Source organism: Streptomyces sp. NBC_00667, from assembly GCF_036226825.1.
Taxonomy (GTDB): Bacteria; Actinomycetota; Actinomycetes; order Streptomycetales; family Streptomycetaceae; genus Streptomyces.
The window spans coordinates 4,266,429-4,292,993 of sequence record NZ_CP109022.1 but is presented as its reverse complement, the minus strand read 5'-3'; the positions used below and the strand labels follow the sequence as shown (position 1 = coordinate 4,292,993).

Annotated in this window: 26 protein-coding genes; 14 read left to right on the top strand and 12 right to left on the bottom strand. The window is 72.9% G+C overall.

What is annotated here, in order from left to right:
- Positions 1-2: 2 nt before the first annotated feature.
- The 6 genes from OHA81_RS20060 to OHA81_RS20035 all read left to right on the top strand — a co-directional run bounded on the left by OHA81_RS20060 (position 3) and on the right by OHA81_RS20035 (position 5,470).
- Complete coding sequence (locus tag OHA81_RS20060) at positions 3-1,571, top strand: N-acyl-D-amino-acid deacylase family protein (protein ID WP_329197837.1); 1,569 nt, start codon at positions 3-5, stop codon at positions 1,569-1,571.
- A gap of 49 nt (positions 1,572-1,620) precedes the next feature.
- Positions 1,621-2,631, top strand: a complete 1,011-nt coding sequence (locus OHA81_RS20055; protein WP_329197835.1) for a YdcF family protein — start codon at positions 1,621-1,623, stop codon at positions 2,629-2,631.
- Between the two features lie 103 nt (positions 2,632-2,734).
- The gene (locus OHA81_RS20050) at positions 2,735-2,929 is read left to right on the top strand and encodes a hypothetical protein (RefSeq protein ID WP_329197833.1); all 195 of its coding nucleotides are present in this window, start codon (positions 2,735-2,737) and stop codon (positions 2,927-2,929) included.
- A gap of 151 nt (positions 2,930-3,080) precedes the next feature.
- Positions 3,081-3,560 carry a nitroreductase/quinone reductase family protein gene (locus OHA81_RS20045; protein WP_329197831.1) on the top strand — a complete coding sequence of 160 codons (480 nt, stop codon included), beginning with the start codon at positions 3,081-3,083 and terminating at the stop codon, positions 3,558-3,560.
- A 191-nt stretch (positions 3,561-3,751) separates the two neighbouring features.
- Complete coding sequence (locus OHA81_RS20040; protein ID WP_329197829.1) at positions 3,752-4,963, top strand: pyridoxal phosphate-dependent aminotransferase; 1,212 nt, start codon at positions 3,752-3,754, stop codon at positions 4,961-4,963.
- A 114-nt stretch (positions 4,964-5,077) separates the two neighbouring features.
- Complete coding sequence (locus OHA81_RS20035) at positions 5,078-5,470, top strand: SCO4983 family protein (RefSeq protein ID WP_329197827.1); 393 nt, start codon at positions 5,078-5,080, stop codon at positions 5,468-5,470.
- An 89-nt stretch (positions 5,471-5,559) separates the two neighbouring features.
- On the opposite strand, the gene OHA81_RS20030 is transcribed toward OHA81_RS20035, so the two are convergent.
- From OHA81_RS20030 to OHA81_RS20020, 3 genes are all read right to left on the bottom strand, one after another.
- Complete coding sequence (locus OHA81_RS20030; protein WP_329197825.1) at positions 5,560-6,153, bottom strand: hypothetical protein; 594 nt, start codon at positions 6,151-6,153, stop codon at positions 5,560-5,562.
- 209 nt (positions 6,154-6,362) lie between these two features.
- The gene (locus OHA81_RS20025; RefSeq protein ID WP_329197824.1) at positions 6,363-6,758 is read right to left on the bottom strand and encodes a hypothetical protein; all 396 of its coding nucleotides are present in this window, start codon (positions 6,756-6,758) and stop codon (positions 6,363-6,365) included.
- Positions 6,759-6,994: 236 nt separating this feature from the next.
- Positions 6,995-8,824 carry a phosphoenolpyruvate carboxykinase (GTP) gene (locus OHA81_RS20020; protein WP_329197823.1) on the bottom strand — a complete coding sequence of 610 codons (1,830 nt, stop codon included), beginning with the start codon at positions 8,822-8,824 and terminating at the stop codon, positions 6,995-6,997.
- Between the two features lie 220 nt (positions 8,825-9,044).
- Here OHA81_RS20020 and trhA point away from each other — a divergent pair, with 220 nt between their 5' ends.
- Positions 9,045-9,737 carry a PAQR family membrane homeostasis protein TrhA gene (gene trhA, locus OHA81_RS20015; RefSeq protein ID WP_329197821.1) on the top strand — a complete coding sequence of 231 codons (693 nt, stop codon included), beginning with the start codon at positions 9,045-9,047 and terminating at the stop codon, positions 9,735-9,737.
- A gap of 98 nt (positions 9,738-9,835) precedes the next feature.
- Here the strand turns inward: trhA and OHA81_RS20010 are convergent, their stop codons facing one another.
- The 3 genes from OHA81_RS20010 to OHA81_RS20000 are packed head-to-tail and all read right to left on the bottom strand — an operon-like array spanning position 9,836 to position 13,251.
- Positions 9,836-11,887 carry a thioredoxin domain-containing protein gene (locus tag OHA81_RS20010; protein WP_329197819.1) on the bottom strand — a complete coding sequence of 684 codons (2,052 nt, stop codon included), beginning with the start codon at positions 11,885-11,887 and terminating at the stop codon, positions 9,836-9,838.
- 48 nt (positions 11,888-11,935) lie between these two features.
- Positions 11,936-12,454, bottom strand: coding sequence for a zinc ribbon domain-containing protein (locus tag OHA81_RS20005; RefSeq protein WP_329197817.1), 519 nt, complete (start codon positions 12,452-12,454; stop codon positions 11,936-11,938).
- Positions 12,451-13,251 carry a recombinase family protein gene (locus OHA81_RS20000; protein WP_329197816.1) on the bottom strand — a complete coding sequence of 267 codons (801 nt, stop codon included), beginning with the start codon at positions 13,249-13,251 and terminating at the stop codon, positions 12,451-12,453. The genes OHA81_RS20005 and OHA81_RS20000 overlap by 4 nt, the downstream gene beginning before the upstream one ends.
- A 231-nt stretch (positions 13,252-13,482) precedes the next feature.
- Here OHA81_RS20000 and OHA81_RS19995 point away from each other — a divergent pair, with 231 nt between their 5' ends.
- On the top strand, positions 13,483-16,710 hold the full coding sequence (locus OHA81_RS19995; protein ID WP_329197815.1) for a tetratricopeptide repeat protein: 3,228 nt from the start codon (positions 13,483-13,485) through the stop codon (positions 16,708-16,710).
- A gap of 99 nt (positions 16,711-16,809) precedes the next feature.
- Here OHA81_RS19995 and OHA81_RS19990 read toward each other — a convergent pair whose 3' ends face one another.
- Positions 16,810-17,031, bottom strand: coding sequence for a hypothetical protein (locus OHA81_RS19990; protein WP_329197814.1), 222 nt, complete (start codon positions 17,029-17,031; stop codon positions 16,810-16,812).
- A gap of 2 nt (positions 17,032-17,033) precedes the next feature.
- Entirely contained in the window at positions 17,034-17,915 is an 882-nt protein-coding gene (gene mca / locus OHA81_RS19985; RefSeq protein ID WP_329197812.1) for a mycothiol conjugate amidase Mca, read from the bottom strand.
- Positions 17,916-18,048: 133 nt separating this feature from the next.
- Between mca and OHA81_RS19980 the strand changes: the two genes are divergently transcribed.
- Entirely contained in the window at positions 18,049-18,459 is a 411-nt protein-coding gene (locus OHA81_RS19980; protein WP_329197810.1) for a DUF4307 domain-containing protein, read from the top strand.
- A 213-nt stretch (positions 18,460-18,672) separates the two neighbouring features.
- The gene (gene greA, locus OHA81_RS19975; RefSeq protein ID WP_329197808.1) at positions 18,673-19,170 is read left to right on the top strand and encodes a transcription elongation factor GreA; all 498 of its coding nucleotides are present in this window, start codon (positions 18,673-18,675) and stop codon (positions 19,168-19,170) included.
- A 99-nt stretch (positions 19,171-19,269) separates the two neighbouring features.
- On the opposite strand, the gene OHA81_RS19970 is transcribed toward greA, so the two are convergent.
- The 3 genes from OHA81_RS19970 to ilvA all read right to left on the bottom strand — a co-directional run bounded on the left by OHA81_RS19970 (position 19,270) and on the right by ilvA (position 22,494).
- Positions 19,270-20,130: an ABC transporter permease gene (locus OHA81_RS19970; protein ID WP_329197806.1), complete on the bottom strand. Its 861-nt coding sequence runs from the start codon at positions 20,128-20,130 to the stop codon at positions 19,270-19,272.
- Positions 20,127-21,164, bottom strand: coding sequence for an ATP-binding cassette domain-containing protein (locus tag OHA81_RS19965; RefSeq protein ID WP_329197804.1), 1,038 nt, complete (start codon positions 21,162-21,164; stop codon positions 20,127-20,129). The genes OHA81_RS19970 and OHA81_RS19965 overlap by 4 nt, the downstream gene beginning before the upstream one ends.
- Positions 21,165-21,258: 94 nt before the next feature.
- Entirely contained in the window at positions 21,259-22,494 is a 1,236-nt protein-coding gene (ilvA, locus tag OHA81_RS19960; RefSeq protein WP_329197801.1) for a threonine ammonia-lyase, read from the bottom strand.
- A gap of 205 nt (positions 22,495-22,699) precedes the next feature.
- On the opposite strand from ilvA, the gene OHA81_RS19955 reads away from it, so the two are divergent.
- The 3 genes from OHA81_RS19955 to OHA81_RS19945 all read left to right on the top strand — a co-directional run bounded on the left by OHA81_RS19955 (position 22,700) and on the right by OHA81_RS19945 (position 24,004).
- Positions 22,700-23,221, top strand: a complete 522-nt coding sequence (locus OHA81_RS19955; protein WP_329197799.1) for a MarR family winged helix-turn-helix transcriptional regulator — start codon at positions 22,700-22,702, stop codon at positions 23,219-23,221.
- An 82-nt stretch (positions 23,222-23,303) separates the two neighbouring features.
- The gene (locus OHA81_RS19950; RefSeq protein WP_329197797.1) at positions 23,304-23,753 is read left to right on the top strand and encodes a sigma factor-like helix-turn-helix DNA-binding protein; all 450 of its coding nucleotides are present in this window, start codon (positions 23,304-23,306) and stop codon (positions 23,751-23,753) included.
- On the top strand, positions 23,750-24,004 hold the full coding sequence (locus OHA81_RS19945) for a hypothetical protein (RefSeq protein ID WP_329197795.1): 255 nt from the start codon (positions 23,750-23,752) through the stop codon (positions 24,002-24,004). Before OHA81_RS19950 ends, OHA81_RS19945 begins: the two co-directional genes overlap by 4 nt.
- Positions 24,005-24,091: 87 nt before the next feature.
- Here the strand turns inward: OHA81_RS19945 and OHA81_RS19940 are convergent, their stop codons facing one another.
- Positions 24,092-25,249 carry a cystathionine gamma-synthase gene (locus tag OHA81_RS19940; protein WP_329197793.1) on the bottom strand — a complete coding sequence of 386 codons (1,158 nt, stop codon included), beginning with the start codon at positions 25,247-25,249 and terminating at the stop codon, positions 24,092-24,094.
- Between the two features lie 101 nt (positions 25,250-25,350).
- On the opposite strand from OHA81_RS19940, the gene OHA81_RS19935 reads away from it, so the two are divergent.
- Positions 25,351-26,457 carry a hypothetical protein gene (locus OHA81_RS19935; RefSeq protein WP_329197790.1) on the top strand — a complete coding sequence of 369 codons (1,107 nt, stop codon included), beginning with the start codon at positions 25,351-25,353 and terminating at the stop codon, positions 26,455-26,457.
- The last annotated feature ends 108 nt before the right edge of the window (positions 26,458-26,565 follow it).

The window sequence follows — 26,565 nt, the reverse complement described above, 5'->3', positions numbered from 1 at the left end:
GCGTGGACCTGGTGGTCCGGGGGGCCCGTGTCGTGGACGGCACGGGCGGCCCCTCGTACACCGCGGACGTCGCCGTCCACGAGGGCCGGATCGAGGCGGTCGGCCGGATCCGGGCGGGCGGCCGGCGCACCCTCGACGCGCACGGCCTGGTGCTGGCCCCCGGCTTCGTGGACATGCACGCCCACAGCGACCTGGCCCTGCTGCGCGATCCGGACCACAGCGCGAAGGCCGCCCAGGGCGTGACCCTGGAGGTCCTCGGCCAGGACGGCATGTCCTACGCGCCCGCCGACGACCGCACCCTGGCCGGGGTCCGGGCGGCGATCGCGGGCTGGAACGGTCCCGGGGACGACGCCGACTTCGGCTGGCGCACCGTCGGCGGGTACCTGGACCGGCTCGACTCCACCGGCATCGCCGTCAACGCCGCCTACCTCGTGCCGCAGGGCACCGTGCGCGCGTACGCGGTCGGCTGGGACGACCGCCCCGCCACCCCCGCCGAGCTCGACCGGATGCGCACGCTCGTCGCCGAGGGCCTTGCCGAGGGCGCCGTCGGCATGTCCTCCGGGCTCACCTACACGCCCGGCATGTACGCCGACGGCGCCGAACTGACCGAGCTGTGCCGGGTGGTGGCCCGGTACGGCGGTTACTACTGCCCGCACCACCGCTCGTACGGGCGCGGCGCCCTGGCGGCCTACGCCGAGATGATCGCCCTGGCCCGCGGAGCGGGCTGCGCCCTGCACCTCGCGCACGCCACCATGAACTTCGCGGAGAACCGGGGCCGGGCGGGGGAACTCCTCGCCCTCCTCGACCGGGCGCTGGCCGAGGGCGCCGACCTCACCCTCGACAGCTACCCGTACACCCCCGGCTGCACCACCCTCGTCGCCCTGCTGCCGAGCTGGGCGGGCGCGGGCGGCCCCGAAGCCGTGCTCGCCCGGCTCCGGGACGACGCCGAGGCCGGGCGGATCCGGCACGCGCTGGAGGTCACCGGCTCCGACGGCTGCCACGGGGTACCGGTGGACTGGGCGGCGGTCGAGGTGTCCGGGGTCGTGGACCCCGCCTTCGGCGCGCACGTCGGCACCCGCCTGCGCGACTGGGAGCAGGCGCGGCGGCTGCTCCTCGGGGACCGGCTGCGGCCCACCGTCCTGCAGCACGTGGGCCACGAGGAGAACGTCCGGGCGATCATGCGCCACCCCGCGCACACCGGCGGTTCCGACGGCATCCTCCAGGGCGCCAAGCCCCACCCGAGGGCGTACGGCACGTTCCCGCACTACCTCGGCCGCTACGTGCGCGAACTGGGCGTGCTGTCGCTGGAGGAGTGCGTGGCGCACCTCGCGGGGCGCCCGGCGGCCCGGCTGCGCCTGCCCGACCGGGGGCAGGTCCGCCCCGGCTACCGCGCCGACCTGGTGCTCTTCGACGGGGACACGGTGGCCGCGGGGTCGACGTACGAGAACCCGCGGGCGCTGCCGACGGGTATCCCGCACGTCCTGATCGACGGCCGCTTCGTGATGCGCGACGGCCGCAGGACGGACGTGCTGGCCGGGCGAGCGGTCCGCAGGACGCCGCCGCGGGGCTGATGGCCCCTCGCCCTGGGGCCGTTCACGGGCGGCGCCTACGATGACCGGCATGATCGCTTTTGCCCCGGCCGCAGCGCTGTTCGTCTTCCTCTGTCTGAGCGTGCGCGAGGACCGGCGGCGCTTTCGCAACGCCGTCCTGCTGGGGCTCACCTTCATCAGCCTGGCGCTGGGGCTGCTCTCGCGGATCTCGCAGCTGCCGCAGGCCCTCGCGGCGCCCCTGGTGGCCGCCGTGTTCCTGCTGCCGGCGCTCGGGGTGGTGGCGCTCGCCTGCTTCCTCGTCGCCAACGGCGTGACGATGGTGCGCAAGGAGGGCCGGAGCCTCGGCAACCTGCTGTCGCTGCTGGCCGGCCTCGGGATCTTCGGGGTGCTCGGGCTGGCCCTGGTCACCGTGCTGAGCGGCTCGGGGAAGCTGGCCGGGATGACCGCGATGGTGGTCATGACCGCCGCCTACGTCTCGTTCCTCTTCCTCTGCTTCCTCGCGTACGCCTACCTCTACGGCCGGATCAAGGTGCGCGGCGACGTCGACTACGTGGTCATGCTGGGCTCCGGCCTGGTGTGCGGCGACCAGGTGCCGCCCCTGCTGGCCTCCCGGCTGCGCAAGGGCAAGCAGATCTACGAGGCCCAGCGCGCCCGGGGCGGCCGGACGCCGGTGCTGCTGCCGTCGGGCGGCAAGGGCTCGGACGAGAAGGTCGCCGAGGCGCGCGCCATGGCGGACTGGCTGATCGCGGAGGGCGTCCCCGAGGAGCACGTGCGCCTGGAGGACCGCTCCCGCACGACGGAGGAGAACCTGTCCCTCAGCGCGGCCATCATGGCCGGGACCACCCCGGGGTACAGGTGCGTGGTGGTGACCAACAACTTCCACGCCTTCCGGGCGGCGATGATGGCCCGCAAGGCCGGGGTCAACGGACAGGTGCTGGGTTCGCCGACGGCCGCGTACTTCTGGCCGAGCGCGACGATCCGCGAGTTCGCGGCGGTGTTCATGGAGCACAAGGGGGTCAACCTGGCCGTGTGCGGGTCGCTGCTCGCGCTGGGTGTGGTGCTGACGCTGGTGGTGCACTGAGGGCGGTTCTGTACCCTTTCCTAATGATTTGTCGGTCGACGTGCGTTCATGGCGTGCGCGCCGGAGGATGATGGGAAACGGGGACCCCCCGAGGAGGTACGCGATGGAACGTGAATCGGACCAGCAGCCCCAGAACGCGGACCGCCCGTCCAAGCTGTGGACCGGCGGCGAGCGGCCCTACGACCCCGAGGACCTCGTCATGGCGACGGGCGCCGACCTGACTCCGGAGCGGGTCGAGAAGGCCCGGAAGATGATCGAGCGCGAGGGGCCGTCGGTCATCGAACGCTACCTGCCGTAGCTACGGGGCAGGTCCACGACGCCGCTCCCGGTCCGCGCCCGCCGGCCGGACCCGGGGCGGCGCTCTTGTGCGGCGCACCGCGCGAAACCAGGTGGCGCCCGGCGTCGTTAGGCCGCAGGGGGACCCCGGGGGGCCGAAGCCGGAGGACGCCGTGTTGCAGACCGCCACCCTGTCGCAGACCGCCAGCATCGACTGGGACCACCCCGTCGACCCACGGGCGGGCCGCGCCCTGGACCACGTACGGGCCTACGTCGGTTCGGGGGGCCTCGACGGCCATCTCTGGCACGGGGTCCCGACCCTGCTGCTCACCACGGTCGACCGCGAGCGGCACCGTACCGTGCGCACCCCGCTGCTCTACGCCCGTGACGGCGCCCGCCACCTCGTCGTGGCCGCGGGCCCGGCCCCGGGCTCGCCTGCCCCGCAGTGGTACGCGCACCTCACCGCCCACCCCGAGGTGCGGCTCCAGGTCGGCGCCCTCTCCTTCCAGGCGGTGGCCCGCACCGCGGACGCGGTGGAGCGGGAGACGTACTGGGAGGCGCTGACCGCGCTGTGGCCCGCGTACGAGGACCACCAGGCGGCCGCGGCGCCCCGCGAGGTCCCGCTCGTGCTCCTGGACCGGCTCGCGGGGTGATCCGCGCAACACCTGGGCGGGAAATCGGGTTCGGCGCCGGGCGTTCCGCAGGGTGGAGCGGGGGGTGGGCCACGGTTTCCAAGGAGGGTGCGCGGCCTGGCCTCCGCATCCCGCGAAACGGGGCAAAGCGACCGTGCATCCGGTGCCGGAATGAAGCGGCGCGTGCGGCGCGGGGCCCGTAAGCTCCCGTCATGCAGGTGATCCAGTCAACGAAACTCGCCAATGTCTGCTACGAGATCCGCGGCCCCGTCCTCGAAGAGGCGATGCGGCTCGAAGCGGCAGGTCATCGCATCCTCAAGCTGAACACCGGCAACCCCGCGGCCTTCGGCTTCGAGTGCCCGCCGGAGATCCTCGAGGACATGCTCCGCAACCTGGGCACCGCCCACGGATACGGGGACGCGAAGGGGCTGCTCTCCGCGCGCCGCGCGGTCATGCAGCACTACCAGACCAAGGGCATCGAGCTGGACGTCGAGGACGTCTACCTCGGCAACGGCGTCTCCGAGCTGATCCAGATGTCGATGCAGGCACTGCTGGACGACGGGGACGAGGTGCTGGTCCCGGCGCCGGACTACCCGCTGTGGACGGCCTCGGTCAGCCTCGCGGGCGGCACGGCCGTGCACTACCGGTGCGACGAGCAGTCCGACTGGATGCCGGACCTCGCGGACATCGAGCGCAAGATCACCGACCGCACCCGCGCCCTCGTGATCATCAACCCGAACAACCCGACCGGCGCCGTCTACGACGACGAGATGCTGCGCGGCCTCACCGACATCGCGCGCCGCCACGACCTGGTCGTCTGCTCGGACGAGATCTACGACCGGATCCTGTTCGACGGGGCCACCCACACCAACACCGCCGCGATCGCGCCGGACGTGCTGACCCTCACCTTCAACGGGCTCTCCAAGAACTACCGCGTCGCCGGCTACCGGGCCGGCTGGATGGCGGTCTGCGGCCCCAAGAAGCACGCCTCGTCGTACATCGAGGGTCTGACGATCCTGGCGAACATGCGGCTGTGCGCCAACATGCCCTCCCAGCACGCCGTCGCCACCGCCCTCGGCGGCCGGCAGTCGATCAACGACCTCGTACTGCCCGGCGGACGGCTGCGCGAGCAGCGCGACACGGCCTACGACCTGCTGACGCAGATCCCCGGCATCAGCTGCGTGAAGCCCAAGGGCGCGCTGTACCTGTTCCCGAAGCTGGACCCGGCGGTCTACAAGATCAAGGACGACCGGCAGATGGTCCTCGACCTGCTGCGGGCCGAGAAGATCATGGTCGTGCACGGTACGGGCTTCAACTGGCCGGAACCCGACCACTTCCGGATCGTCACGCTGCCGAACGCCAAGGACCTGGCGGACGCGGTCACCCGGATCGGCAACTTCCTGGACGGGTACGGGCAGCTCTGACCCCCGCGCGGCCCTGCTCCTGACTCGCCGGAGACTCGAGTCTCGCCAGATCGAGCACAACTTTAGAACGGATCCAATGTAGGATGGTCTCCTGACCCCGCAGGAGGCCTCCTCATGTACGAGCCGATCCGCACCAAGTCGGTCGTCCACCGCATGGCCGGCGGCCGCACCGACTACCCGCACCGCAGCCGCGGCGAAGCCCTGGACATCCAGCTCGCCGGGCACCTCGCGGCGCTGCTGGCCGTCACCGACGAGCTCGGGCTCGGCGACGCCGCCGCCCGCATCGCCGACCAGGTCACGCGGCTGCGCGGGGCCCGCCCCGCGCGGGCGGCCCACGGGAAGCCGTCGGACACCGCGGACCTGCACCGGCGGGCCCACGACCTCGCCGGCCGGGCGCTGCTCGTCGCCGCGTCCCGGGCCGACACCACCGTCGCGATCCTCGCCGCCGAGCGCATGGACGCCCACGCCGCCGCCCTGGAGTCCCAGGACCGGGCCGGCGCCCACTGACGGCCCCGGTCCGGGGCCGCCAAGGCTCCGGACCGGGCGCCATGCACGCCTTCCCGCAACAGCGGCCGACGCCACCGGCGTCCGGCTGATCAGCGGGAAGGGCGCAGGTTCCAGGTGGTGAGTTCGCCTTCGATCAGGCCGTACGAGCCCTCGTCGTAGCGGGTCCCGGTGACCTTCAGGACACCGATCGGCGACTTCTCGTTGACCAGGCACACGCTGTCGCCCTCGGCGACCGTCACCGCGGAGCGCGACTGGGTCGCCAGCAGGTCCCTGCAGCCCTGGGCGGTGGGGGCCTCGGCGTTCGTCCACAGTGCGACGGTGCCCTTGACCTCCATCGAGGTTTCGCCGCTGCGCCCGGCCGCCGGGCGGATGCCGAAGCCGGACGTGCCGCTGTGCGGCGGGATCGAGTTGAGGTCGATGCCTTCCAGCCCGAGGACCACCTTGCCGGTCCACCGGACCGAACCGGCCGCCGACCCGGCGGCAGACGGGGCGGCCGACGGGGCGGTGCCACCGGCCGGGGGCTGGCCCGCCACGGTCACCGACGAAGCGGGCGGTACCGCCGAAGGCGTGGGCGGGGGCGAGCCGTTGGAGAAGGCGGCGATGGCGCTCGCCACACCCGCGATGGCACTGACCACGGCGGCCCCGGCCGCCCACAGCTTCGCGTGGGAGCGGCCCGTGGACACCGGTACCGACGCGGCCGACGGCAAGTACGGCGGCGGCGCCGGATGTTGCGACGGATGTTGCGACGGATCCTGCACGTTTCCCCCTGAGCGATCGACCTCCGTGACGATAGCAATTCCACCACGCGGATCCGAGCACCGTTCGGCGATCAGGTGCGCCCGGAGCGGCCTTGCGACGGGCCCGCCGGAACCCGGCTCACAGAGCCCGCCCCTCACCCCGGCCCGACCCCCGCCACCCCGCACCACGGCCGGGTCGAGGGGGGCCAGACCGGGCCGATGGCTTCCGTGCGGGAGGGGGTGTCGGGGGTGAGGCCCGGGAGGGCGGCGAGGGCACGGGCGGTGCGGGCGTCGGCGGCGGGCGGCGGACCGTCGCGGAACTCGACCGTGACCACGTACGAGCCCTCACCCCGGCCCTCGACCACCGCCACCACCCGCCGGCTCGGCGGGTCGACGCGGCACTCGGTGATCCGGACGTCCGGCGGCGCCACAGCCGCACGGGCCCCGTCGCCGCCGCTCGCCCACACGTACAGCCCCAGCGGGGCGAACACCAGGAGCCCGGCCAGCACCACCAGGCCGACCAGCCAGCCCTGCCACTTCAACGCGCTCACGCCCATGGCCCGATCCTCCCCGGAGCCCGCCCGCCCCACCAGCACCCACGGGCCCACACAGCATTTCGAAGTGGGTCCGTCCGCCCCGCTCGACGAGTCGGAACGCGCGACGGCGGGCCTCCGGGAAACGGAGGCCCGCCGTCGGCAGACGCATACGAGGTACCTGGAGGACCGGGGCGGGCCCTGATCAGGCGGTGCTCCCCCGGGAGTTCAGGGGATCACCGGGGGCAGGGGCATCAGCCCAGGCGCTCGACCAGCGCGTGGTACTGGTCCCACAGCTCCTTCGGCGTGTGGTCGCCGTAGGTGTTCAGGTGCTCGGGGACCAGGGCGGCCTCGTCGCGCCAGACCTCCTTGTCGACCGTCAGCAGGAACTCCAGGTCCTCGGCCGGCAGGTCGAGGCCCTCGGTGTCGAGGGAGTCCACGGTCGGCAGGATGCCGATGGGGGTCTCGACGCCGTCGGCCTTGCCGTCGAGGCGCTCGACGACCCACTTGAGGACGCGGCTGTTCTCGCCGAAGCCCGGCCACACGAACTTGCCCGCGTCGTTCTTGCGGAACCAGTTCACGTAGTAGATCTTCGGGAGCTTCGCCGGGTCCGCGGAGGCGCCGACCTTGATCCAGTGGCCCATGTAGTCGCCCATGTTGTAGCCGCAGAACGGCAGCATGGCGAACGGGTCGCGGCGCAGCTCACCGACCTTGCCCTCGGCGGCGGCGGTCTTCTCGGAGGCGATGTTCGAGCCGATGAAGACGCCGTGGTTCCAGTCGAAGGACTCGGTCACCAGCGGCACGGCGGAGGCGCGGCGACCGCCGAAGAGGATCGCGGAGATCGGGACGCCCTTGGGGTCCTCCCACTCGGGGGCGATCGTCGGGCACTGCGAGGCCGGGACGGCGAAACGGGCGTTGGGGTGGGCGGCCGGGGTCTCGGACGCCGGGGTCCAGGGGTTGCCCTTCCAGTCGATGAGCTCGGCCGGGGGCTCCTCGGTCATGCCCTCCCACCAGACGTCGGAGCCGTCCGGGGTGAGCGCGACGTTGGTGAAGACGGTGTTCGCGTACATCGTCTTCATGGCGTTGGCGTTGGTGTGCTCGCCGGTGCCGGGCGCGACGCCGAAGAAGCCGGCCTCGGGGTTGATCGCGTAGAGGCGGCCGTCCTCACCGAACCGCATCCAGGCGATGTCGTCGCCGATGGTCTCGACCGTCCAGCCGGGGATCGTGGGCTCCAGCATGGCGAGGTTGGTCTTGCCACAGGCGGAGGGGAACGCGGCGGCGACGTACTTCGCCTCACCCTGCGGCGGGGTGAGCTTGAGGATCAGCATGTGCTCGGCGAGCCAGCCCTCGTCGCGGGCCATGACGGAGGCGATGCGCAGCGCGTAGCACTTCTTGCCGAGCAGGGCGTTGCCGCCGTAGCCGGAGCCGTAGGACCAGATCTCGCGGGTCTCGGGGAAGTGCGAGATGTACTTGGTGGTGTTGCACGGCCACGGCACGTCGGCCTCGCCCTCGGCGAGCGGAGCGCCGAGGGTGTGCACGGCCTTGACGAAGAACCCGTCGGTGCCGAGCTCGTCGAGGACGGCCTTGCCCATGCGGGTCATGGTGCGCATGGCGACGGCGACGTAGGCGGAGTCGGTGATCTCGACGCCGATCGCGGAGAGCTCGGAGCCGAGGGGGCCCATGCAGAACGGCACGACGTACATCGTGCGGCCCTTCATGGAACCGCGGAAGATCCCCTTCTCCCCCGCGAACAGCTCCTTCATCTCGGAAGGGGCCTTCCAGTGGTTGGTCGGGCCCGCGTCCTCCTCCTTCTCGGAGCAGATGAAGGTCCGGTCCTCGACGCGCGCGACGTCGGACGGGTCGGAGGCGGCGTAGTACGAGTTCGGGCGCTTGGCCGGGTCGAGCTTCTTGAACGTGCCCTTGGAGACGAGCTCCTCGCACAGGCGCTCGTACTCGGCCTCGGAGCCGTCGCACCAGACGACCTGGTCCGGCTCGGTGAGGGCCGCGATCTCGTCGACCCAGGAAATGAGCTCCGTGTGGTTCGTCGGGAGGGAAGTGGTGGGAGCCGCGTTGTCGCGCGCCACGATTGCTCCTTGTTGAGGGGTTTGTTTGGTGTATGCCCCGTGGGGGCTGCGACCCGGACGCTTCGCGCTCCGCTCATCCGGTGCCGACCGCACTCATCTGATCATCCGGTGCGTATGCGCATATGTCCAGAGGGCTTCTCACGTGAGCATCGCCACTCGCGTCAATCTTCCGTAAAGAGCATTAGCGGAAACCTACGGACCCGTAGGTAGCATGTGCGGTATGACTTCTGATGCCGCCGCCGTGGCCGAAACAGCCCCCCGGGCTCCGGTGGTCCCAACGGAACTCAAGCCGCTCATGCGCGGCTGGTTGCACACAGGAATGTTCCCCGCCGTGGTGGTCGCCGGACTCGCGCTGATGGCCTTCACCGACTCCACCAGGGCCCGAGTGGCCTGCGGTGTCTACGTACTGACGGCCTGCCTGCTCTTCGGCGTGAGCGCCGTCTACCACCGCGGCACCTGGGGGCCGCGGGGCGAGGCCGTGCTGCGGCGGCTCGATCACGCCAACATTTTCCTGATCATCGCAGGCACCTATACCCCGCTGACGGTGCTCCTCCTCCCCGCCTCCACCGGACGGACGCTCCTGTGGGCGGTCTGGATCGCCGCGGCGGCCGGGATCGCCTTCCGCGTCTTCTGGGTCGGCGCACCGCGCTGGCTCTACACGCCCTGCTACATAGCGATGGGGTGGGCAGCGGTCTTCTTCCTGCCCGACTTCCTGCGGACCGGCGGCATCACGGTCCTCGTCCTCGTGATCGCCGGCGGCCTGCTCTACAGCGTCGGGGGCGTCATCTACGGGATGAAGCGCCCCAACCCCTCGCCCCGCTTCTTCGGCTTCCACGAGGTGTTCCACTCGCTGACCCTCGCCGCGTTCGTCGCGCACTACGTCGGCATCTCGATCGCCGCGTACCAGCACTGACGGCGGCCGTCGGGGCGTAGCCGTCGAGGTGCGGGTGCGCGGCCGTCAGTGCGGGGGTCGGGGCGCGGCCGTCAGTGCGGGGGTCGGGACCCAGGCCGTCAGGGCGCGGCCGGGCCCAACTGCTCCGCGAGCTCGGCCGGTTCCGTCGTGGGCCGCGAGCAGACGAAGTGCCGGCAGACGTACGCAGCCGGCCGGTCCCCGACCAGGCCCCGGCCGGCCAGCAGCGGGAACTCCCCGCTGCCGTCCGTCCCCTGCGGCGGCCCCACCGCCACCACCGCCCCCGGCGCCGTCCCCAGCAGCGCCGTCCGGTGCAGCGCGGCCGTCGCCGGATCGTCCGGGTGCCCCACCACGGCCACTTCGCGCGGCCCGTCCAGCAACGCCTCGGCGACCGCCAGCCCGTGCCCGATGAACCGCGGCACGCGCGGCCCGAGGGCGTGCACCACACCCAGCGCCCGCTCGGCCGCCGTACGGTGCGCCTCGGACCCGGTGTGCGCGGCGTACGACAGCAGCGCCCCGGCCGCAGCCGTCCAACCCGAGGGCGCGGCGGTGTCCGTGGGGTCCTGCGGGCGCCGGATCAGCTGCTCGGCGTCGTGCGCGGTGTCGTACAGGGAGCCGTCCTCGGCGGTGAACCCGTCCAGCACCAGGTCCAGGAGGAACCCGGCGAACTCCAGCCAGACCCCCTCACCGGTGACGGCCCCCAGCGCGAGGAAGCCCTCCGCGACATCGCCGTAGTCCTCCAGCACCCCCGCGTTGGCGCCCACCCGGCCGTCCCTGCTGGTCCGCGCCAGGCGGGCCCTGCCGTCCATGTGCACCCGCACCAGGAGGTCGGCGGCCTCGGTGGCCCGCTCGATCAGGTCGGGCCGCTCGAAGTACGCCCCGCACTCGGCGAGCGCCGCGATGGCCAGCCCGTTCCAGGCGGCGACCACCTTGTCGTCCCGGCCCGGCGCCGGACGCCGCGACCGCGCGGCGAGCAGCCGCTCCCTGATCCCGGCCGCCTTCGCCGCGTCCAGGACGGGCCCCTCCTGCGGCAGCCTCAGCACGGAAGTGCCGTGCTCGAAGTTCCCCTCGTCGGTGACCCCGAAGTACACGGCGGCCAGCGCCCCGTCGTCCTCCCCGAGCACCTCCGTCAGCTGCGCGGGGGTCCAGGCGTAGTAGGCCCCCTCGACGTGCTTGCCGGTGGCCGGGTCCTCACTGTCGGCGTCGAGCGCGGAGGCGAACCCGCCCTCGCGGGTGCGCAGCTCGCGGACCATGAAGTCGGCGGTCTCCAGCGCGACGCGCCGCGCGAGGCCGGACCCGGTGGTGCGCCACAGGTGGGCGTAGACCCGGCACAGGAGCGCGTTGTCGTAGAGCATCTTCTCGAAGTGCGGCACCACCCAGTCCCGGTCCACCGAGTACCGGGCGAACCCGCCGCCGAGCTGGTCGTAGATCCCGCCGCGCGCCATGGCCTCGCAGGTGTCGGCCGCCATCTGGAGGGCGCCTTCGGATCCGGTGCGGGCGTGGTGGCGCAGCAGGAACTCCAGCACCATGGACGGCGGGAACTTCGGCGCGCCGCCGAACCCGCCGCGGGTGGCGTCGTACTCCCGGGTCAGCGCGAGCAGCGCCTGCGCCAGCTCCTCGCCACCGGGTGCGCCGGCCTTCCCGTAGTCGAGCGTGCGCCCGGCGAGGTCCCGCACGACGCGCTGGGCGACGTCGGCCACCTCCTCGCGGCGATCACCCCAGGCGGCGGACACGCCCTGGAGGACTTGCGTGAAGGAGGGCATCCCGTGCCGCGGCTCGGGCGGGTAGTAGGTGCCGAAGTAGAACGGCTCGGCGTCGGGCGTCAGGAAGACGGTCATGGGCCACCCGCCCTGCCCGGTCGCGGCCTGCACCGCCTCCATGTAGACGGCGTCGACATCGGGCCGCTCCTCGCGGTCCACCTTGATGTTCACGAAGTGCTCGTTCATGTACGCGGCGGTCGGATCGTCCTCGAACGACTCTTGGGCCATGACATGGCACCAGTGGCAACTCGAATAGCCGACGCTCAGCAGCACCGGCACGTCCCGCTCCCGCGCCTGCGCGAACGCCTCCGGCGACCAGGGCCACCAGTCGACGGGGTTGTCGGCGTGCTGGAGGAGGTAGGGGGAGGTCTCGTGCGCGAGGCGGTTCGACATGAGACCAATCCTGCCTCACACCACGCGCCGCGGCCCGCGACGGGGCCATCAGGCCACCACGACAGGCGTCCGTAGACGATCAGCCCATTTCCATACGGGAACCACCCGCGCGTAGTCCCAGACATGGTTCCCTTTCCTTCCGGGCTTGATCACCAGGCAGTCGAAGACCGAGGCGACCACCCTCCGCTTCTCGTCGAACGCCATCTCGCCGTACAGCCACCGCAGCCGCATCGGGTCCGGAAGCCGGACCCCTCCCTGGCCGCCCTCGGTGAAGAGCAGTCGTTCGATGGCGTCGTCGACGAGAGGGCCGCTGATGGCACAGCGCCCGCAACCACGGCCCGCGGCCCCGTTGCAGACGTAGTTGTACGGGCTCTTGCGACTGCGCGTGGTGCTCCTGCCGCTCATCGGCCGGCCGCAGGTGCCGCCGGCGACCAGATCAGCGCCGCAGCGCAGGAACCCACTGGCGAGGTACTTGGGTCCGCCCTTCCGGTCGGTCGAACGGGGGCCGAGCGGGCCCCGGTGCAGTTGCACGGTGCCCGCGGAGAAGGTCGCGCGGACCGCAGTCACTGCTCGGGCGTCACGATCGCCTGCCAGGCTCCGACCAGCGGCTTCTTCGTGTGCGCATCCCTCATCAGCTCCCCCCTGTTGGCGCGGAAGCCGCACACGCGCGGGGCCGTGATGATCTGCGTGACGGTCTGCGGATTGGGGCGGCCCCCGCGGGTGCCGGTGACACCCAGCGCGGTCCACTCCCGCGCCACCTCTGCGACGGCCTTCCCTTCGATGCGGTCCTCGATCGCCTTGCGTACGAGCGCCGACTCCGACGGGTGCAGGGTGAGCCGGTCCTCCAGCCAGCCGAACGGCCTGGGCCCACTGTGTGGCTTTCCGTCCATGGCGCGCGACCAGTGCCAGTCCTGCACGCGGCGGCTACGCATCCGCCCCTCGACAACCGCTCCTCGGAGGGCTCCGGCCGCGGCCAGGATCCCTTCCTTGCTGTACGGATCCCGCAGCCCGTCCCGGTCGAAGTACACCCGCCCGGGGTTCGCGGTCAGCGCGGCCATGAAACGGATCAGGTCCTCGGCCCTGCGGTAGAGCCGGTCGTCGGCGACGGCGACGACACCCATCAGCGGACCGGCGGTGAAGGCGTGGCCGCGCTGGAGGTCCCCGAGCAGGCGGTCGAAGGCGGGGCGCTCCCGGTCGTCCTTGGTCGCGTTGCGTGCGTTGTCCGTGTACGTCGCGACGACGACGCAGCCGTGCTGCGTGGCGGTGCGTTCGTTGATGCGGTGCTGATCCCGCACCCCTCGCGCGTCGCGTTGGCGCGTGTCCTGCGAGGTGCGTGCGTACGAGGCGACCGGTATGGGACCCATGGCCCCCTTCCCCTTCGAGAGTTCGTCCGATGCTCGGCTCAACGCACGAATCGGTGATCGGGTTACGTGGACCGTGGGCCCCGGTCGCGCGCGGGCGGTGGGGTGGATATATGCGCTGTGGAGGGTGGGTGGGGGGGCAACTGGCTCTGAAATAGCTCAGATTGCTCGCGTGGGTGCAGGGTGCGCAGGAGACTTGGGGCTCGTTGCCGGAGCGCTGGGAGGGGGACGCCGATGCGGGATGGTCATCGTGGTGAGGCCGAACGGCTGTTGGAGCGGGCCGTGGAGGAGGAGGCGCGGCGGGGGCCGGTGGACAAGGCGGCGCTGCTCGCGCGGGGGCGGGAGGCGCTGGAGCAGATCGCGGTGGCCGCCGCCGAGGAGTACGAGGCGTACGTGCGGGCGCTGGACGAGGCGGCCGCCGGGGAGGAGTCCCTGGCCGAGGCGTTCCGGCGGGCGAACACCTCCACCGCCCTGCTGGTGACCGGAGTCGCCGCGGTGGCCGCCGCCGGGGCCGACCTGGCCTTCGGCGTGGCGGCCGGGAGCGCCCTCGGTGCCGGGCTGGCGGCGGGAGTTGCCGGGGCCGCGGCGACGGTGGCCAAGGTGACGGCCCTGCACCTGCCGGCCGCGAACCGGCGGGCCGGCGTCCTGGGCCGGCCGGGCGGCGCCGAGCAGCTGAGGCTGCATTGGCTGTCGGTGCTGGAGGTGCGCGGGATCCGTCCGTTCCTGGAGCAGCAGCGGCTGGTGGTGGCGGCGGTGCGCACCGGTCCGCGCGGCTCGGGCGGGGCGGGGGGCGGCGTGGTGGGCCTCGCGAAGCAGCCGGGCGGGAGCGGGCCCGCGCTGCGCGGTACGGACCGCAGTGCGCAGGCCCGTCGGCGCAGCGCGCTGGAGCAGTCGTTCGGGCAGCTCCCGCAGTCGGAAGCGGTGTTCGCGGGGCGGCGGGCGGAGCTGGCCCGGATCGTGCAGTGGGTGCAGGCGGCCCGGGCCGGTACGGAGACCCGGCCGGTGGTCGTGGTGCTGCACGGCGAGCCGGGTTCGGGCCGTACGGCCCTGGCGTTGCGGGCGGCGCACGCGCTGCGGGACCAGTTCCGGGGCGCGTGCGTGGTGGACCTGCGGGGCGGGGCGGCCGAGGCGGGTCAGGCCCCGCTGCCGACGCGGGAGGCGTTGCTGCACCTGCTGAACCGGCTCGGGGCCCCGCGGGAGCAGTTGCTGTTCCGGGAGGGGGCGTCGGCGGAGCAGCAGGTGCGGCGGCTCGGCGAGCTGTACCACCAGCACCTGCAGGGGCAGCCGGTGACGGTGGTGCTGGACGACGCGGTGGATCCGGCGCAGGTCCGCGCGCTGGTGCCGGAGCGGTCGGAGAGCCTGGTGCTGGTGACGGCGCCGGGGCCGCTGGAGCTGCCGGCGGACCTCGCGGCGTGGGTGCACCAGCTGCCCGTCACACGGCTGGCGCGGACGGAGGCGGCCGAGTTGGTCGGGGCCGCGGGCGGCGCCCCGTACGACGAGGAGGCGCAGGCGGTCCTGCTGGAGCTCGGAGCCGGGCTGCCGCTCGCGCTGCGCGTGCTGGCGCCGCTGGGTCCGGTGGGTCCGGTGGCGGAGCCCGGCCCGGCGGGATCCGGGCTCGAAGCGGCGCTGGCCCTGGCCTACGCGCGCATGCCCGAGGAGCGGCGCCGGCTGCTGCGGCGCCTGACCCTGGCGGGGCGCGCCTCGCTCGGCCCGTCGGCAGCGGCGGCGTTGATCGACGCCGACCCGGTGGAGGCCGGGCGGCTGCTGCGCGAACTGGCGGACGCCGGGCTGCTGGACCACGTACGCGGCGAGCGGTACCGGATGCACGACGCGGTGCGCGCGTACGCGGCGGCGCGGCTCGCTGCGGACGAGGACAGGGCGCATGCGGCGGCCGCGCACGAGCGGCTGATCCGCAATTACGCGCACCTCGCGGACTCGGTGATCCGGATGGTCGACGGGAAGATGTCGACGCGCGCGCACCACTTCGGCGGTCACGGCTTCGCTTCCCTCGACGCGGCGCTGCGCTGGCTGGACGACGAGTCGAGCTTCATCACGGCGGCGCTGCGGCACTCGCAGGACGTGGACCAGCAGGCGGTACTGGACCTGCTGGGCGCGCTCTGCGACTTCTGCCTGCTGCGCGGGGACCTGTACCGGCTCGGGGAGATCAACGAGCTGGCCCGGGCGGTGGAGGGCGGCCGGCCGGGCCCGGACGGGCGGCTGGCGCGTTCGGTGCAGTGGCGCACGGGGATCGCGGCGCGCCAGCTCGGCGACCTGGACAAGGCGCGCACGACGCTGACGTCGGTGGTCGACCAGTACATGGAGGCCAGGCAGGAGGCGGGCGCGGCGATGGCGCTGGTCTCGCTCGGCATCACGCTGCACCACCAGGGCAACCTGCCGGAGGCGGCGGCCCGGCTCCGTGAGGCGCTGGCCCTGCAGGAAGGGGACGACCTGGCGGGCGACCGCGCGTGGGGTCTGCACGCGCTCGCGGCGGTGGAGCGTGACCGGGGGCTGCTGGCGGAGGCACTGTCCCTGCTGGAGCGTTCGCTGGTGCTGCACCGGGAGAGCGAGAGCGTGCACGGCGAGGCGTGGGCGCACCTCCAACTCGGGCAGGTGCACCTGCGTCTGGGCGGGGTGGAACGGGCGGAGGAGGAGCTGCGCTCGGCCCTGGAGCTGTACGGGCGCACCCGTGACGACCGCGGTGAGGCGTGGGCGCGGACGCAGCTGGGGCGGGCCCGGGTCGTCGCGGGGGATCCGGATCCGGCGCTGGAGCGGCTGCGGGACGCGCTGGCCCGTCACCGGCTCGCGGAGGACGCGCGGGGTGAGGCGTGGACGCTGTACTACCTCGGGCAGGCGCTGGAGGAGGGGGGTGAGCGGGACGCGGCGGTGCGGGAGCTGGAGCGGGCCCGGGCGATGTTCTCGCGGATGCGGGACGTGTACGGGCTGGCGCACGCCCGGCACCATTCGGGCCGGGTGACCCGCGACCAGCGGGCGGCGCAGACGGGGAACCTGCGCAACTCCGGCTACGCCCGGCAGCTGCTGGTGGACGCGCGCGCGGACTTCCGGCGGATCGGGCTGGCGCACGGCGAGGCGTGGACGTGCCTGGAGCTGGCGGTGATCGACGCGGGCAACGCGCGGGTGCCGCAGGCCGTGGTGCTGTGCGAGGAGGCCGCGCGGCTGTTCGTTTCGTACGGGGACCTGCGGGGCGAGGACTGGGCCCGCTTCCTGCGCTGCACGCTGCTGCCGTACGCCGCCGAGGGCGATCCGCAGGAGGCGGCGGCGGAACTGGCACGGCTGTCGGCGGCCCCGCATCCGCTGCGGGACGGCCGGCTGGCGGACTGCCTGGACGCGTACGCGGTGATCGTGGACCGGGGCGTCGATCCGGCGGAGGGCTGGCAGGCGTGGCGCCTGGGCCTGGTGCCGAACCTCCACTCCCGGGAGGTCATGGGCGTGCGGGTGCCGTGACCCCGCCCGGGGGCGGGGTCACGGCACCCGTCCCGGCACCCGCGCGGGCGTCACGACGCCACGGCGCGGTCCGGGGCGGCGGACGCTACGGCTCGGCCGCTACGGCTTGCGGGTGTCGGGGGCGGAGGCGGCCGGCTCGGGCGCCTCCTGGAAGTCCACCCGGCCCATGTGCCGGCTCATGGACTTCATCAGGCCCCACACCCCGAGGGCGAGGGCGGCGAACACGATGAAGCCCAGGAGCCCGGGCGTCACCTTGTTCTTGTCGAAGGTGTCGGCGGCCAGCGGAAGGAGCTGGGTGACTGCTGCCTGCGTAGCGCTCATAGCTACGCATTCTCCCGGATGCCCGCGAAGAGGTCGGACTCGGGGAGGGAAGTGTCCACGAACGACTTCACGAGCTCGTACTCCTCGGTGGGCCAGACCTCCCGCTGGATGTCCATCGGGACGCGGAACCAGCCGCCGTCGGGGTCGATCTGCGTGGCGTGCGCGATGAGCGCCTTGTCACGGATCTCGAAGAAGTCGGCGCAGGGGACGTGGGTGGTCAGCGTCCGCTCCTTGCGCTCGAACTCCTTCCAGCGCTCCAGCCACTCTCCGTAGGGGGACTCCAGGCCGCGCGCGAGCAGCGCCTCGTGCAGGGCGATGGTGCGCGGCTTGTTGAAGCCCTGGTTGTAGTAGAGCTTCTGCGGCTGGTAGGCGGGGCCGAACTCGGCCTCGGGGAACTTCTCGGTGTCGGCCGCGCCGTCGAAGGCGACCATGGTGACCTTGTGGGTCATGATGTGGTCGGGGTGCGGGTACCCGCCGTTCTCGTCGTACGTGGTGATCACCTGCGGCCGGAAGGCGCGGATCTTCTTCACCAGGCGGCCGGCGGCCTCCTCGACGTCGGCGAGCGCGAAGCAGCCCTCGGGCAGCGGCGGCAGCGGGTCGCCCTCGGGAAGGCCGGAGTCGACGTAGCCGAGCCACTCCTGCTCGATGCCGAGGATCTCGCGCGCCTCGTCCATCTCCTTCGCGCGCACCTCGTGGATGTGCTCCTCGATGTACTTGTCACCCTGGAGCTTGGGGTTCAGGATCGAGCCGCGCTCGCCACCGGTGCAGGTCACGACGAGTACCGGCACCCCCTCGGACACGTACTTGGCCATGGTGGCCGCGCCCTTGCTCGACTCGTCGTCGGGGTGGGCATGGACGGCCATCAGTCGAAGCTGCTCGGTCAAGACAGGATCCTCTGTGATTCGTCAGGGCGGAGGCTTCTATAGTGACCGAATCGGGGGACGGAAAATTCCTGGGGTGGGATCCGGCGGCGGTGCCGCTCCCCGGCCCGCTGGGCCCTCTCGAAAGGATCGGTCGATGAGCACGGTGCGCGAGGGACTGCCCGAGGGCCGGTACGGCCGTTCGGCGGACGAGCGGGCGGACCGGAAGCTCAAGATCGTCGGCTCGGTGCTCGGGGTTGCGTTGCTGGGTGTCGTGGGCTGGATCGGCTGGGACTACGTCGCCGGTCAGAGCGTCACCGCCGAGGTGATCAAGTTCCGGATCGTGTCCGCGAACGAGGTGAAGGTGCACCTGGAGGTCCGCAAGGACGCCGGTGTGACCGGGGTGTGCACCCTCAGCTCCCAGGACAAGGACCACGGTGAGGTCGGCCGGGCCGATTTCACCTTCGCCGGGCGCGACACGCGCGTGGACGAGGTCGTCTCGCTCAAGACCACCGGGCGCGCGACGATGGTGGAGCTGGTGGGCTGCCAGGCGGCTCCGGCGGGCTGACCCTGCGGCCGCCGCAAGGCGACCCGGCCGGTGCGCGCGGGTTGCGTGACCGTTCGCGGCGGGGCCGCGTGAGCGGCCGCGCCGGGTTTCGTGACTGGCGATGACGCACTTCATACGGAAGGTGTCCTCCCCCTTTTCTTCCCGAATTGTTAGGCTCGTGGTTTCGTCCGCCGCTGGCGGCTTTGTAGTCCCCTGTACCGACGAGGAGCACCCGTGACCCAGACGAGCGAGAGCGTCACCTGGCTGACCCAGGCGGCGTACGACCAGCTGAAGGCGGAGCTGGACTACCTCTCTGGTCCTGCCCGCACGGAGATCGCGGCGAAGATCGCGGCCGCGCGCGAAGAGGGCGACCTCCGGGAGAACGGCGGCTACCACGCGGCCAAGGAGGAGCAGGGCAAGCAGGAGCTGCGCGTGCGCCAGCTGACGCAGCTGCTGGAGAACGCCAAGGTCGGCACCGCGCCCGCCTCCGACGGCGTGGTGGCCCCCGGCACCCTCGTCAAGATCGCCTTCGACGGCGACGAGGACGACACCATGGAGTTCCTGCTGGCCTCGCGCGAGTACGCGTCCTCGGACTTCGAGACGTACTCCCCGCAGTCGCCGCTGGGCATGGGCGTGATGGGCAAGACGATCGGCGAGAACGCCGAGTACGAGCTGCCGAACGGCAAGAAGGCGGCCGTCAAGATCCTCGACGTCAAGCCGTTCAGCGGCTGATCACCCCCTGCCTCCCTCCGGGACGTGTCGTTCCGGGACATGCGAACGCCCGGCCGGAATGTTCCGGCCGGGCGTTCGCATGTCCGGCGGGGAGCGCGCCTACGCACTCGCCGAGCGGTACTTGCGGACGGCGAGCGTGCGGAACACCCCGATGATCAGCACCGACCACAGGACGGATGCGAGGACGGCGTGCTGCATCGGCCAGGCCGCGGGCGCCAGGTAGCCGGGCGGCAGGTTGCCGAACAGTTCGCGGGCCGCCTGGACGGTGGCGCTGAACGGGTTCCACTCCGCGATGTGCTGCAGGAAGGGCGGCATGTTGTCGGAGGGCACGAAGGCGTTGGAGATGAACGTGAGCGGGAAGAGCCAGATCAGCCCGCCGGAGGTGGCCGCCTCGGGGGTCCGCACGGACAGGCCGATGAGCGCGCCGATCCAGGAGAAGGCGTAGCCGAGCAGGAGCAGCAGCCCGAAGCCGGCCAGGACCTTGCCGAGGCTCTCGTGGGTGCGCCAGCCGACGATCAGGGCGACCACGGCCAGGACGATCACCGTGAGCGTGGTCTGGACGAGGTCGGCGAGGGTGCGCCCGGTCAGGACGGCGCCGCGGGCCATCGGCAGGGAGCGGAACCGGTCGATGAGGCCCTTGTGCATGTCGTCGGCGATGCCCGCGCCGGCGCCGGCCGTGGCGAAGGTGACGGTCTGGGCGAAGATGCCGGCCATGAGGAACTCGCGGTAGGCGGCGGGCGAGGTGCTGCCGCCGAGACTGATCGATCCGCCGAAGACGTAGCTGAACAGCACGACGAACATGACCGGCTGGATCACGCCGAAGACGATCATCTCGGGGATGCGGGACATCCGGATCAGGTTCCGTTTGGCGATGACCAGGGAGTCGTTGACGCCCTGGACGATCCCGCCGCGCGGGCGGGGCGCCGCGAGCCGCGGGGCCGGGGAGGGGGTGGCGCTCACTTCACGGCCTCCTTGCGTGCCTTGCCCTTGCGGCCCTTCGCGTCGGCGGGGTCGGCGGCGGCCGGTTCCGCGTCGCTCGCCGCCGCGTCCGCCGAATGGGCCGCGTGGCCGGTGAGGGAGATGAAGACGTCGTCCAGGGTGGGGCGGCGCAGGCCGATGTCGTCGATCTCGATCCCGCGTCCGTCGAGTTCGCGGATGACCTCGGCGAGCAGCTTGGCGCCGCCGGTGACCGGGACGGTCAGCTTGCGGGTGTGCTCCTCGACGGTGGTCCCGCCCTTGCCGAAGCCGGCCAGGACGGCGCGGGCCTCGGTCATGTGGTCCCGTTCGTGGACCACGACCTCGACGCGTTCGCCGCCGGTCTGCGCCTTGAGCTGGTCGGAGGTGCCGCGGGCGATGACCTTGCCGTGGTCGACCACGCAGATGTCGTGCGCGAGGTGGTCGGCCTCCTCCAGGTACTGGGTGGTGAGCAGCAAGGTGGTGCCGCCGGCCACGAGTTCCTGGATGACGTCCCACAGTTGCTGGCGGTTGCGGGGGTCGAGGCCGGTGGTCGGCTCGTCCATGAACATCACGGGCGGCCGGACCACGAGTGCGGCGGCGAGGTCCAGGCGCCTGCGCATGCCGCCGGAGTAGGTCTTGGCCGTGCGGTCGGCGGCGTCGGCGAGGCGGAAGCGTTCGAGGAGTTCGGCGGCGCGGGCCTTGGCCGCCTTGGAGCTCATCTGGTAGAGCCGGCCGACCATCTGGAGGTTCTCGCGGCCCGTGAGGTACTCGTCGACGGCCGCGAACTGGCCTGAGAGGCCTATGGAGCGGCGGACTTCGTTGGGGTGCTCGAGCACGTCGATCCCGGCGACGAAGGCCTTGCCGCTGTCGGGCTGGAGCAGCGTGGTGAGGACGCGCACGGCCGTCGTCTTGCCCGCGCCGTTCGGACCGAGAAGGCCCAGGACGGTTCCTTCCGGGACGTCGAGGTCCACGCCGTCCAATGCCCGTACGTCGCCGAAGGTCTTCACCAGGCCTTCGGCGTAGATGGCGCCTGGCATGTGGGTCTCCCTGTGCGGATCAGGTGTTTCCTCGGCAAATCCTATGGTCGGGGCGGACTCGCCGCCCGGTCTTCCGCACAAGTGACGCCCCGGCTCAGCCGCCGATGACCGTGTAGCCCGCCCCGTGGAGCGACCGTGCGACCTCCGTGCAGTGCTCGGGCCCCTTGGTCTCCAGGTGCAGTTCGACCTCCACCTCCGTGAGGCCGAGGCGCGGGTCGGTCCGTACGTGGCTGACGTCCAGCACGTTCGCGTCCACCGTCGACAACACCCCCAGCAGCCCGGCCAGCGCCCCCGGCCGGTCCGCGACGCGCAGCCGCAAGGACAGGTAGCGGCCCGCCGCCGCCATGCCGTGGCGCAGGATCCGCTGGAGCAGCAGCGGGTCGATGTTGCCGCCCGACAGCACGGCGACGACCGGGCCCGTGCCGTACAGTTCGGGCTCGCTCAGCAGGGCCGCGACCGGGCTGCACCCGGCCGGCTCGACGACGAGCTTGGCCCGCTCCAGGCACAGCAGCAGGGCGCTGGAGAGCGCGTCCTCCGACACCGTGCGGACCTCGTCAAGCAGTTCGCCGATGATGCGGAAGGGGACGTCGCCGGGGCGGCCGACCTTGATGCCGTCGGCCATCGTGACCGGGTTGTCGACCGCCACCGGGTGGCCGGCCCTGAGCGAGGGCGGGTACGCGGCCGCGCCCGCCGCCTGGACACCGACGACCCGTACGTCCGGCCGCAGCGCCTTCACCGCGACCGCGATCCCGGCCGCCAGCCCGCCGCCGCCCACTCCGACCAGGATGGTCCGCACCTCCGGGCACTGCTCCAGGATCTCCAGGCCGACCGTGCCCTGGCCGGCGATGATGTCGCGGTGGTCGAAGGGGTGAATGAACTCCGCCCCGGTGCGGTCCGCGTACTCCTGGGCCGCGGCGAGGGTCTCGTCGACGACCTGGCCGTGCAGCCGTACCTCGGCCCCGTACTCCTGGGTCGCGGCGACCTTGGGCAGCGGCGCGCCGACGGGCATGAACACCGTCGAGCGGACCCCGAGCAGCGACGAGGCAAGGGCCACGCCCTGCGCGTGGTTGCCGGCACTGGCCGCGACGACCCCCGCCGCCCGCTGCTCGGGCCGCAGCCCCGCGATGCGCACGTACGCCCCGCGCAGCTTGAAGGAACCCGTCCGCTGGAGGTTCTCGCACTTGAAGTGCACCGGGGAGCCGGTGAGCGCGGACAGGTGGCGGCTGCCCTCCATCGGGGTCACCCGCGAGACGCCCGACAGCATCTTCTGGGCACCCCGCACGTCGTCGAGGATGACCTGCGGCACGGGCTGGGGAACGCGGTAGTTCATGCCGCCAGTCTCGCAGGACCCCGCCCGCCCGCCCTGCCGGAAACCCCGCCCTTCGCGCGGCCGGAAGCCCCGCCCTCCTGCCGGGCCGAAGTCGGCACGGACCGAGCCCGGAAGAAGGGTTCTCGAACGGGGCGTACGGGCCGCCGTGGGGCCGCGTACTCTGTCCCCCATCCTTGTCGGACCCACGCGAAGAGAGCTCACGGCCATGCCCTCCATCCCGGCCAGTTCCGACCTGTCCCCGGCGGCCGAAACGCCCGCCGAAGCCGGTCTCCTCGACGCGCTCCAGCACCAGGTGGCGGTCTTCGCCCGCCGGGCGGAGCAGACCCGCCTCGGTGGGGTGGGCCAGGCCCGCAACTCGATGGACCGCGCCGCCTACCTGCTGCTGAACCGGCTGGACCTGGAAGGGCCCATGGGCGTCAAGGCGCTCGCGGGCGGCATGGGCATCGACTCCTCCACCGTCACCCGGCAGGTCGCCCCCCTCGTCGACGCCGGCCTGGTCAAGCGCACCTCCCACCCCGAGGACGGCCGGGCCGTGGTCCTCGCGCTGTCCCCGCGCGGGCTGGCGCGGCTGGAGGAGGTGCGTTCCTCGCGGCGGGAGCTGATGGCGCGGGTGACGCAGGACTGGACCGAGAAGGAGCGCGAGGCGTTCACCGCGCTGCTGACCCGGTTCAACGTGTCGCTCTCGGAGCTGATGGCCTCCGTCGCGGAGGCGGGCCCCGCGTCCTGAACCCGCCGGGACGGGCGCCCGCGCATCCGGCCCCGTCGCACCCCTTGACCGGGGTGGTCCCCCCGGCCGCACTATGTGGGCCATGGGGGCTGTGGACCACCGGGCGGGAACCTTCACGGAGTTCGAGGCGTTCGTCGCGGGCGCGGCGGGCCGGCTCCTGCACGTCGCGGTCCTGCTGACGGGCGAGCCCGAAACCGATCCGCCCACCGCGCGCCGTCTCCTCGCGGGCGCGCTGGCCCGGACGTACGCGCAGTGGCGCCGGCTGCGCGCGGACGACCCGTACGAGTTCACGCGCCGACAGCTGTGCGCCGCGTACGCCCGCACCGCCTGGCGGCACCCCGCCGGCACCGGGATCCTGGCCCGGCTGAGTCCGCAGGAGCGGCTCGTGCTGGTGCTGCGGGTCTACGAGGGCGTCGCGGAGGAGGTCACGGCAGCGCAGCTGGGGCTGCCGGCCGAGCGGGTGCAGGCGCTGCGCGCAGGGGCCCTGGCCAAGCTCCGCACGGGGACGGCCGACGGGGGCGCCGCGGCGTGAGCCGGTTCCCCGATCCCAAGGAAGACCAGGTCAGGCAGCTGCTGGAGGGGCCGCACCCGCCGGTGCCGACCGGGCTGGCGGCGGCCGCGGCGGCTCGCGGGGCCCGGCTGCTGCGCCGCTACCGGGCGCTGCGGCGGTTGGGTTGGGCGGTGCTCTTCGCGGCGGCCGCGGCCTTCACCGTGTGGGCCGTCGTGACCCGGCCCTGGGTGACGCCGCCGAGCGGTGTCTCCCCGCCCCTGGAGGGCTGGTAGCACCGCCCGGCGCCGTCGGTGACCGCGCCGGGCGGCGACGCGGAGGTGCGGTGCCGGGCGGCGCGGGCCGGATCCGGAAGCGACTGCCTAGCCGAGGGCCTGCGTCAGGTCCGCGACGAGGTCGTCGCCGTTCTCGATGCCGACCGAGAGGCGGATCAGGTCCGACGGGACCTCCAGCGCCGATCCGACGACGGAAGCGTGGGTCATCCGGCCCGGGTGCTCGATGAGGGACTCGACGCCGCCCAGGGACTCGCCCAGCGTGAAGAGCTTCGCGCGGTTGCAGACGGCGACGGCCGCCTCCTCGCCGCCCTCGACCTGGAAGGAGATCATGCCGCCGAAGTTGCGCATCTGCTTGGCGGCGACCTCGTGGCCGGGGTGCTCGGGCAGGCCCGGGTAGAGGACCTTGGTGACCTTCGGGTGCCGCTTGAGCACCTCCACGATCTTCGCCGCGTTCTCGGCGTGCCGGTCCATGCGGACGGCGAGGGTCTTGATGCCGCGCAGCACGATCCAGGAGTCGAAGGGGCCGGCGACGGCGCCCATCGCGTTCTGGTGGTAGGCCAGTTCCTCGCCCAGCGCCGCGTCGGCGGTGACGAGCGCACCGCCGACGACGTCGGAGTGGCCGCCCATGTACTTCGTCAGGGAGTGCACGACCACGTCGGCGCCCAGGGCCAGCGGCTGCTGCAGGTAGGGCGAGGCGAAGGTGTTGTCGACGACCAGCTTGGCGCCGGCCGTGCGCGCGATGTCGGCCACCATGGCGATGTCGGTGATGCCGAGCAGCGGGTTCGAGGGGGTCTCGACCCAGATGACCTTGGTCTTCGGGGTCAGCGCCGCGCGGATGGAGTCCGCGTCGGAGGTGTCGGCCACCGACCACTCGACGCCCCAGCGGGAGACGACCTTCGCGAAGAGGCGGAAGGTGCCGCCGTAGGCGTCGTTCGGGATGACCACGTGGTCGCCCGGGGCCAGCAGCGTACGCAGCAGGCAGTCCTCGGCGGCGAGCCCGGACGCGAAGGCGAGGCCGCGCCGGCCGCCCTCCAGTGCCGCGAGGTTCTCCTCCAAGGCGGTGCGGGTCGGGTTGGCGCTGCGGCTGTACTCGTAGCCGCCGCGCAGGCCGCCGACGCCGTCCTGCTTGTAGGTGGACACCTGGTAGATCGGGGGCACGACCGCGCCGGTCAGCGGGTCCGCCGTGTTGCCCGCGTGGATCGCGCGGGTCTCGAAGCTCTGGTGCTCGTGGCTGTCGTCGCTCATGTGGCAGATGCTATGCCCCGCACCGCCCCCGGGTCCTGCCGGGCCGGGCGGCCCGGGGAGGGCATTCGCGCCGGTGCGGGTGCGTCTGGTTCGCTGGGGTCATGGAGATTCTGTGGTTCCTGATCGCGGTCGGGCTCGTCGTGGCCGCCCTCGGCCCGTACATCCGGCGCAGGCGGGGCGGTGTGCGGCTGGTTTCGCCCGCCAGCCCCGACGCCGCCGACCCGGCGGACTACGGATTCGACCGGCAGGAGGACCTCGACGTCCGGGTGCCCGGGCCCGACGAGGACCTGATGGACGCCTTGGAGAACGTGCGCCGCACCGGCGGCTGGCAGGCCGCCTCGCAGCTGCTGGCCGGCACCCCCGCGGCCGGGGAGCTGCGCTGGCAGCGCGTCCAGGCCTTCGGCGGCGCGGCCGCGTTGGAGCTCGCGGAGCGTCCGGGGCAGGGCGCACCGTGGCTCAAGGCGTGGCGGCTCGACGCCCCGAAGGACGCGGGTGGCGCGCAGGTGCACGCGGAGCTGCTGGTGCAGCAGGCGTGGCGCAACTCGGGCGGGGTCGGCTCGCGGGACCACCGGATCATCCTGGAGGAGGCCCGGGAGGCGTGCGGCCGGGCGGCGCTGCTGGCGCCCGGCGACCCGGTCCCGTACATCACGGAGCTGGCGGTGGGGCGGGCGCTCGGGTACTCCGAGGCGGAGTACGACGCGCTGTGGGCGAAGGTCATCGACGTGGCGCCGGCGCACATGGGCGCGCACCTGGCCGCGCTGAACTACTGGTGCGAGAAGTGGCACGGCTCGCGGGAGAAGGCCGACGCGTTCGCGCACGCGGCGGCGGCCCGCGCCCCGCAGGGCTCGCTGCTGGCGGCGCTGCCTCTGTTCGCGGTGTACGAGCACCTGCCGGAGGTGGTGCTCGTGTCGACGTTCTGGCGCAGCGCGGTGGTGACCCGGGCGGTGGAGGGGGCCATGTACGCGGTGCGTACGGCGCGACCGGACGACCCGATGCTGGCGCACGTCCGGCACATGCTGCTGCTGTTCCTGGTGCGGATGGAGCGCTGGGCGGAGGCGATGGAGCAGGTGCGGCACGTGGACGGGTACGTGGGCGCCCTCCCGTGGTCGGCTTCCCCGGACCCCGCGGCGTCGTACGCGATCCACCGTGCCCTGGCTGTCGCGGGCTACGAGGCGAACGGCGGCTCCCCGGCGACCCTGCCCCACTGACCGGCCGTCGCCCGCCGGGCCGTCGGCCCGCAGACCCCCGACTGCTGCGCCTCCACAACCGGCCGGAGGTCGTCGCGGCCCGGGACTCCTGCGTGCGCCGGGCGGGCG

Bases quoted from the DNA above. Each gene is read 5' to 3' on its own strand.
- OHA81_RS19940 (WP_329197793.1), bottom strand. From the start codon at position 25,249: ATGAGCGACGACAGCCACGAGCACCAGAGCTTCGAGACCCGCGCGATC.
- OHA81_RS20035 (WP_329197827.1), top strand. From the start codon at position 5,078: ATGTACGAGCCGATCCGCACCAAGTCGGTCGTCCACCGCATGGCCGGC.
- OHA81_RS19950 (WP_329197797.1), top strand. From the start codon at position 23,304: ATGGGGGCTGTGGACCACCGGGCGGGAACCTTCACGGAGTTCGAGGCG.
- trhA (WP_329197821.1), top strand. From the start codon at position 9,045: ATGACTTCTGATGCCGCCGCCGTGGCCGAAACAGCCCCCCGGGCTCCG.
- OHA81_RS20000 (WP_329197816.1), bottom strand. From the start codon at position 13,251: ATGGGTCCCATACCGGTCGCCTCGTACGCACGCACCTCGCAGGACACG.
- OHA81_RS20040 (WP_329197829.1), top strand. From the start codon at position 3,752: ATGCAGGTGATCCAGTCAACGAAACTCGCCAATGTCTGCTACGAGATC.
- OHA81_RS19995 (WP_329197815.1), top strand. From the start codon at position 13,483: ATGCGGGATGGTCATCGTGGTGAGGCCGAACGGCTGTTGGAGCGGGCC.
- OHA81_RS20050 (WP_329197833.1), top strand. From the start codon at position 2,735: ATGGAACGTGAATCGGACCAGCAGCCCCAGAACGCGGACCGCCCGTCC.
- OHA81_RS19955 (WP_329197799.1), top strand. From the start codon at position 22,700: ATGCCCTCCATCCCGGCCAGTTCCGACCTGTCCCCGGCGGCCGAAACG.
- OHA81_RS19935 (WP_329197790.1), top strand. From the start codon at position 25,351: ATGGAGATTCTGTGGTTCCTGATCGCGGTCGGGCTCGTCGTGGCCGCC.
- OHA81_RS19990 (WP_329197814.1), bottom strand. From the start codon at position 17,031: ATGAGCGCTACGCAGGCAGCAGTCACCCAGCTCCTTCCGCTGGCCGCC.
- OHA81_RS19980 (WP_329197810.1), top strand. From the start codon at position 18,049: ATGAGCACGGTGCGCGAGGGACTGCCCGAGGGCCGGTACGGCCGTTCG.
- OHA81_RS19965 (WP_329197804.1), bottom strand. From the start codon at position 21,164: ATGCCAGGCGCCATCTACGCCGAAGGCCTGGTGAAGACCTTCGGCGAC.
- OHA81_RS20055 (WP_329197835.1), top strand. From the start codon at position 1,621: ATGATCGCTTTTGCCCCGGCCGCAGCGCTGTTCGTCTTCCTCTGTCTG.
- ilvA (WP_329197801.1), bottom strand. From the start codon at position 22,494: ATGAACTACCGCGTTCCCCAGCCCGTGCCGCAGGTCATCCTCGACGAC.
- OHA81_RS20010 (WP_329197819.1), bottom strand. From the start codon at position 11,887: ATGTCGAACCGCCTCGCGCACGAGACCTCCCCCTACCTCCTCCAGCAC.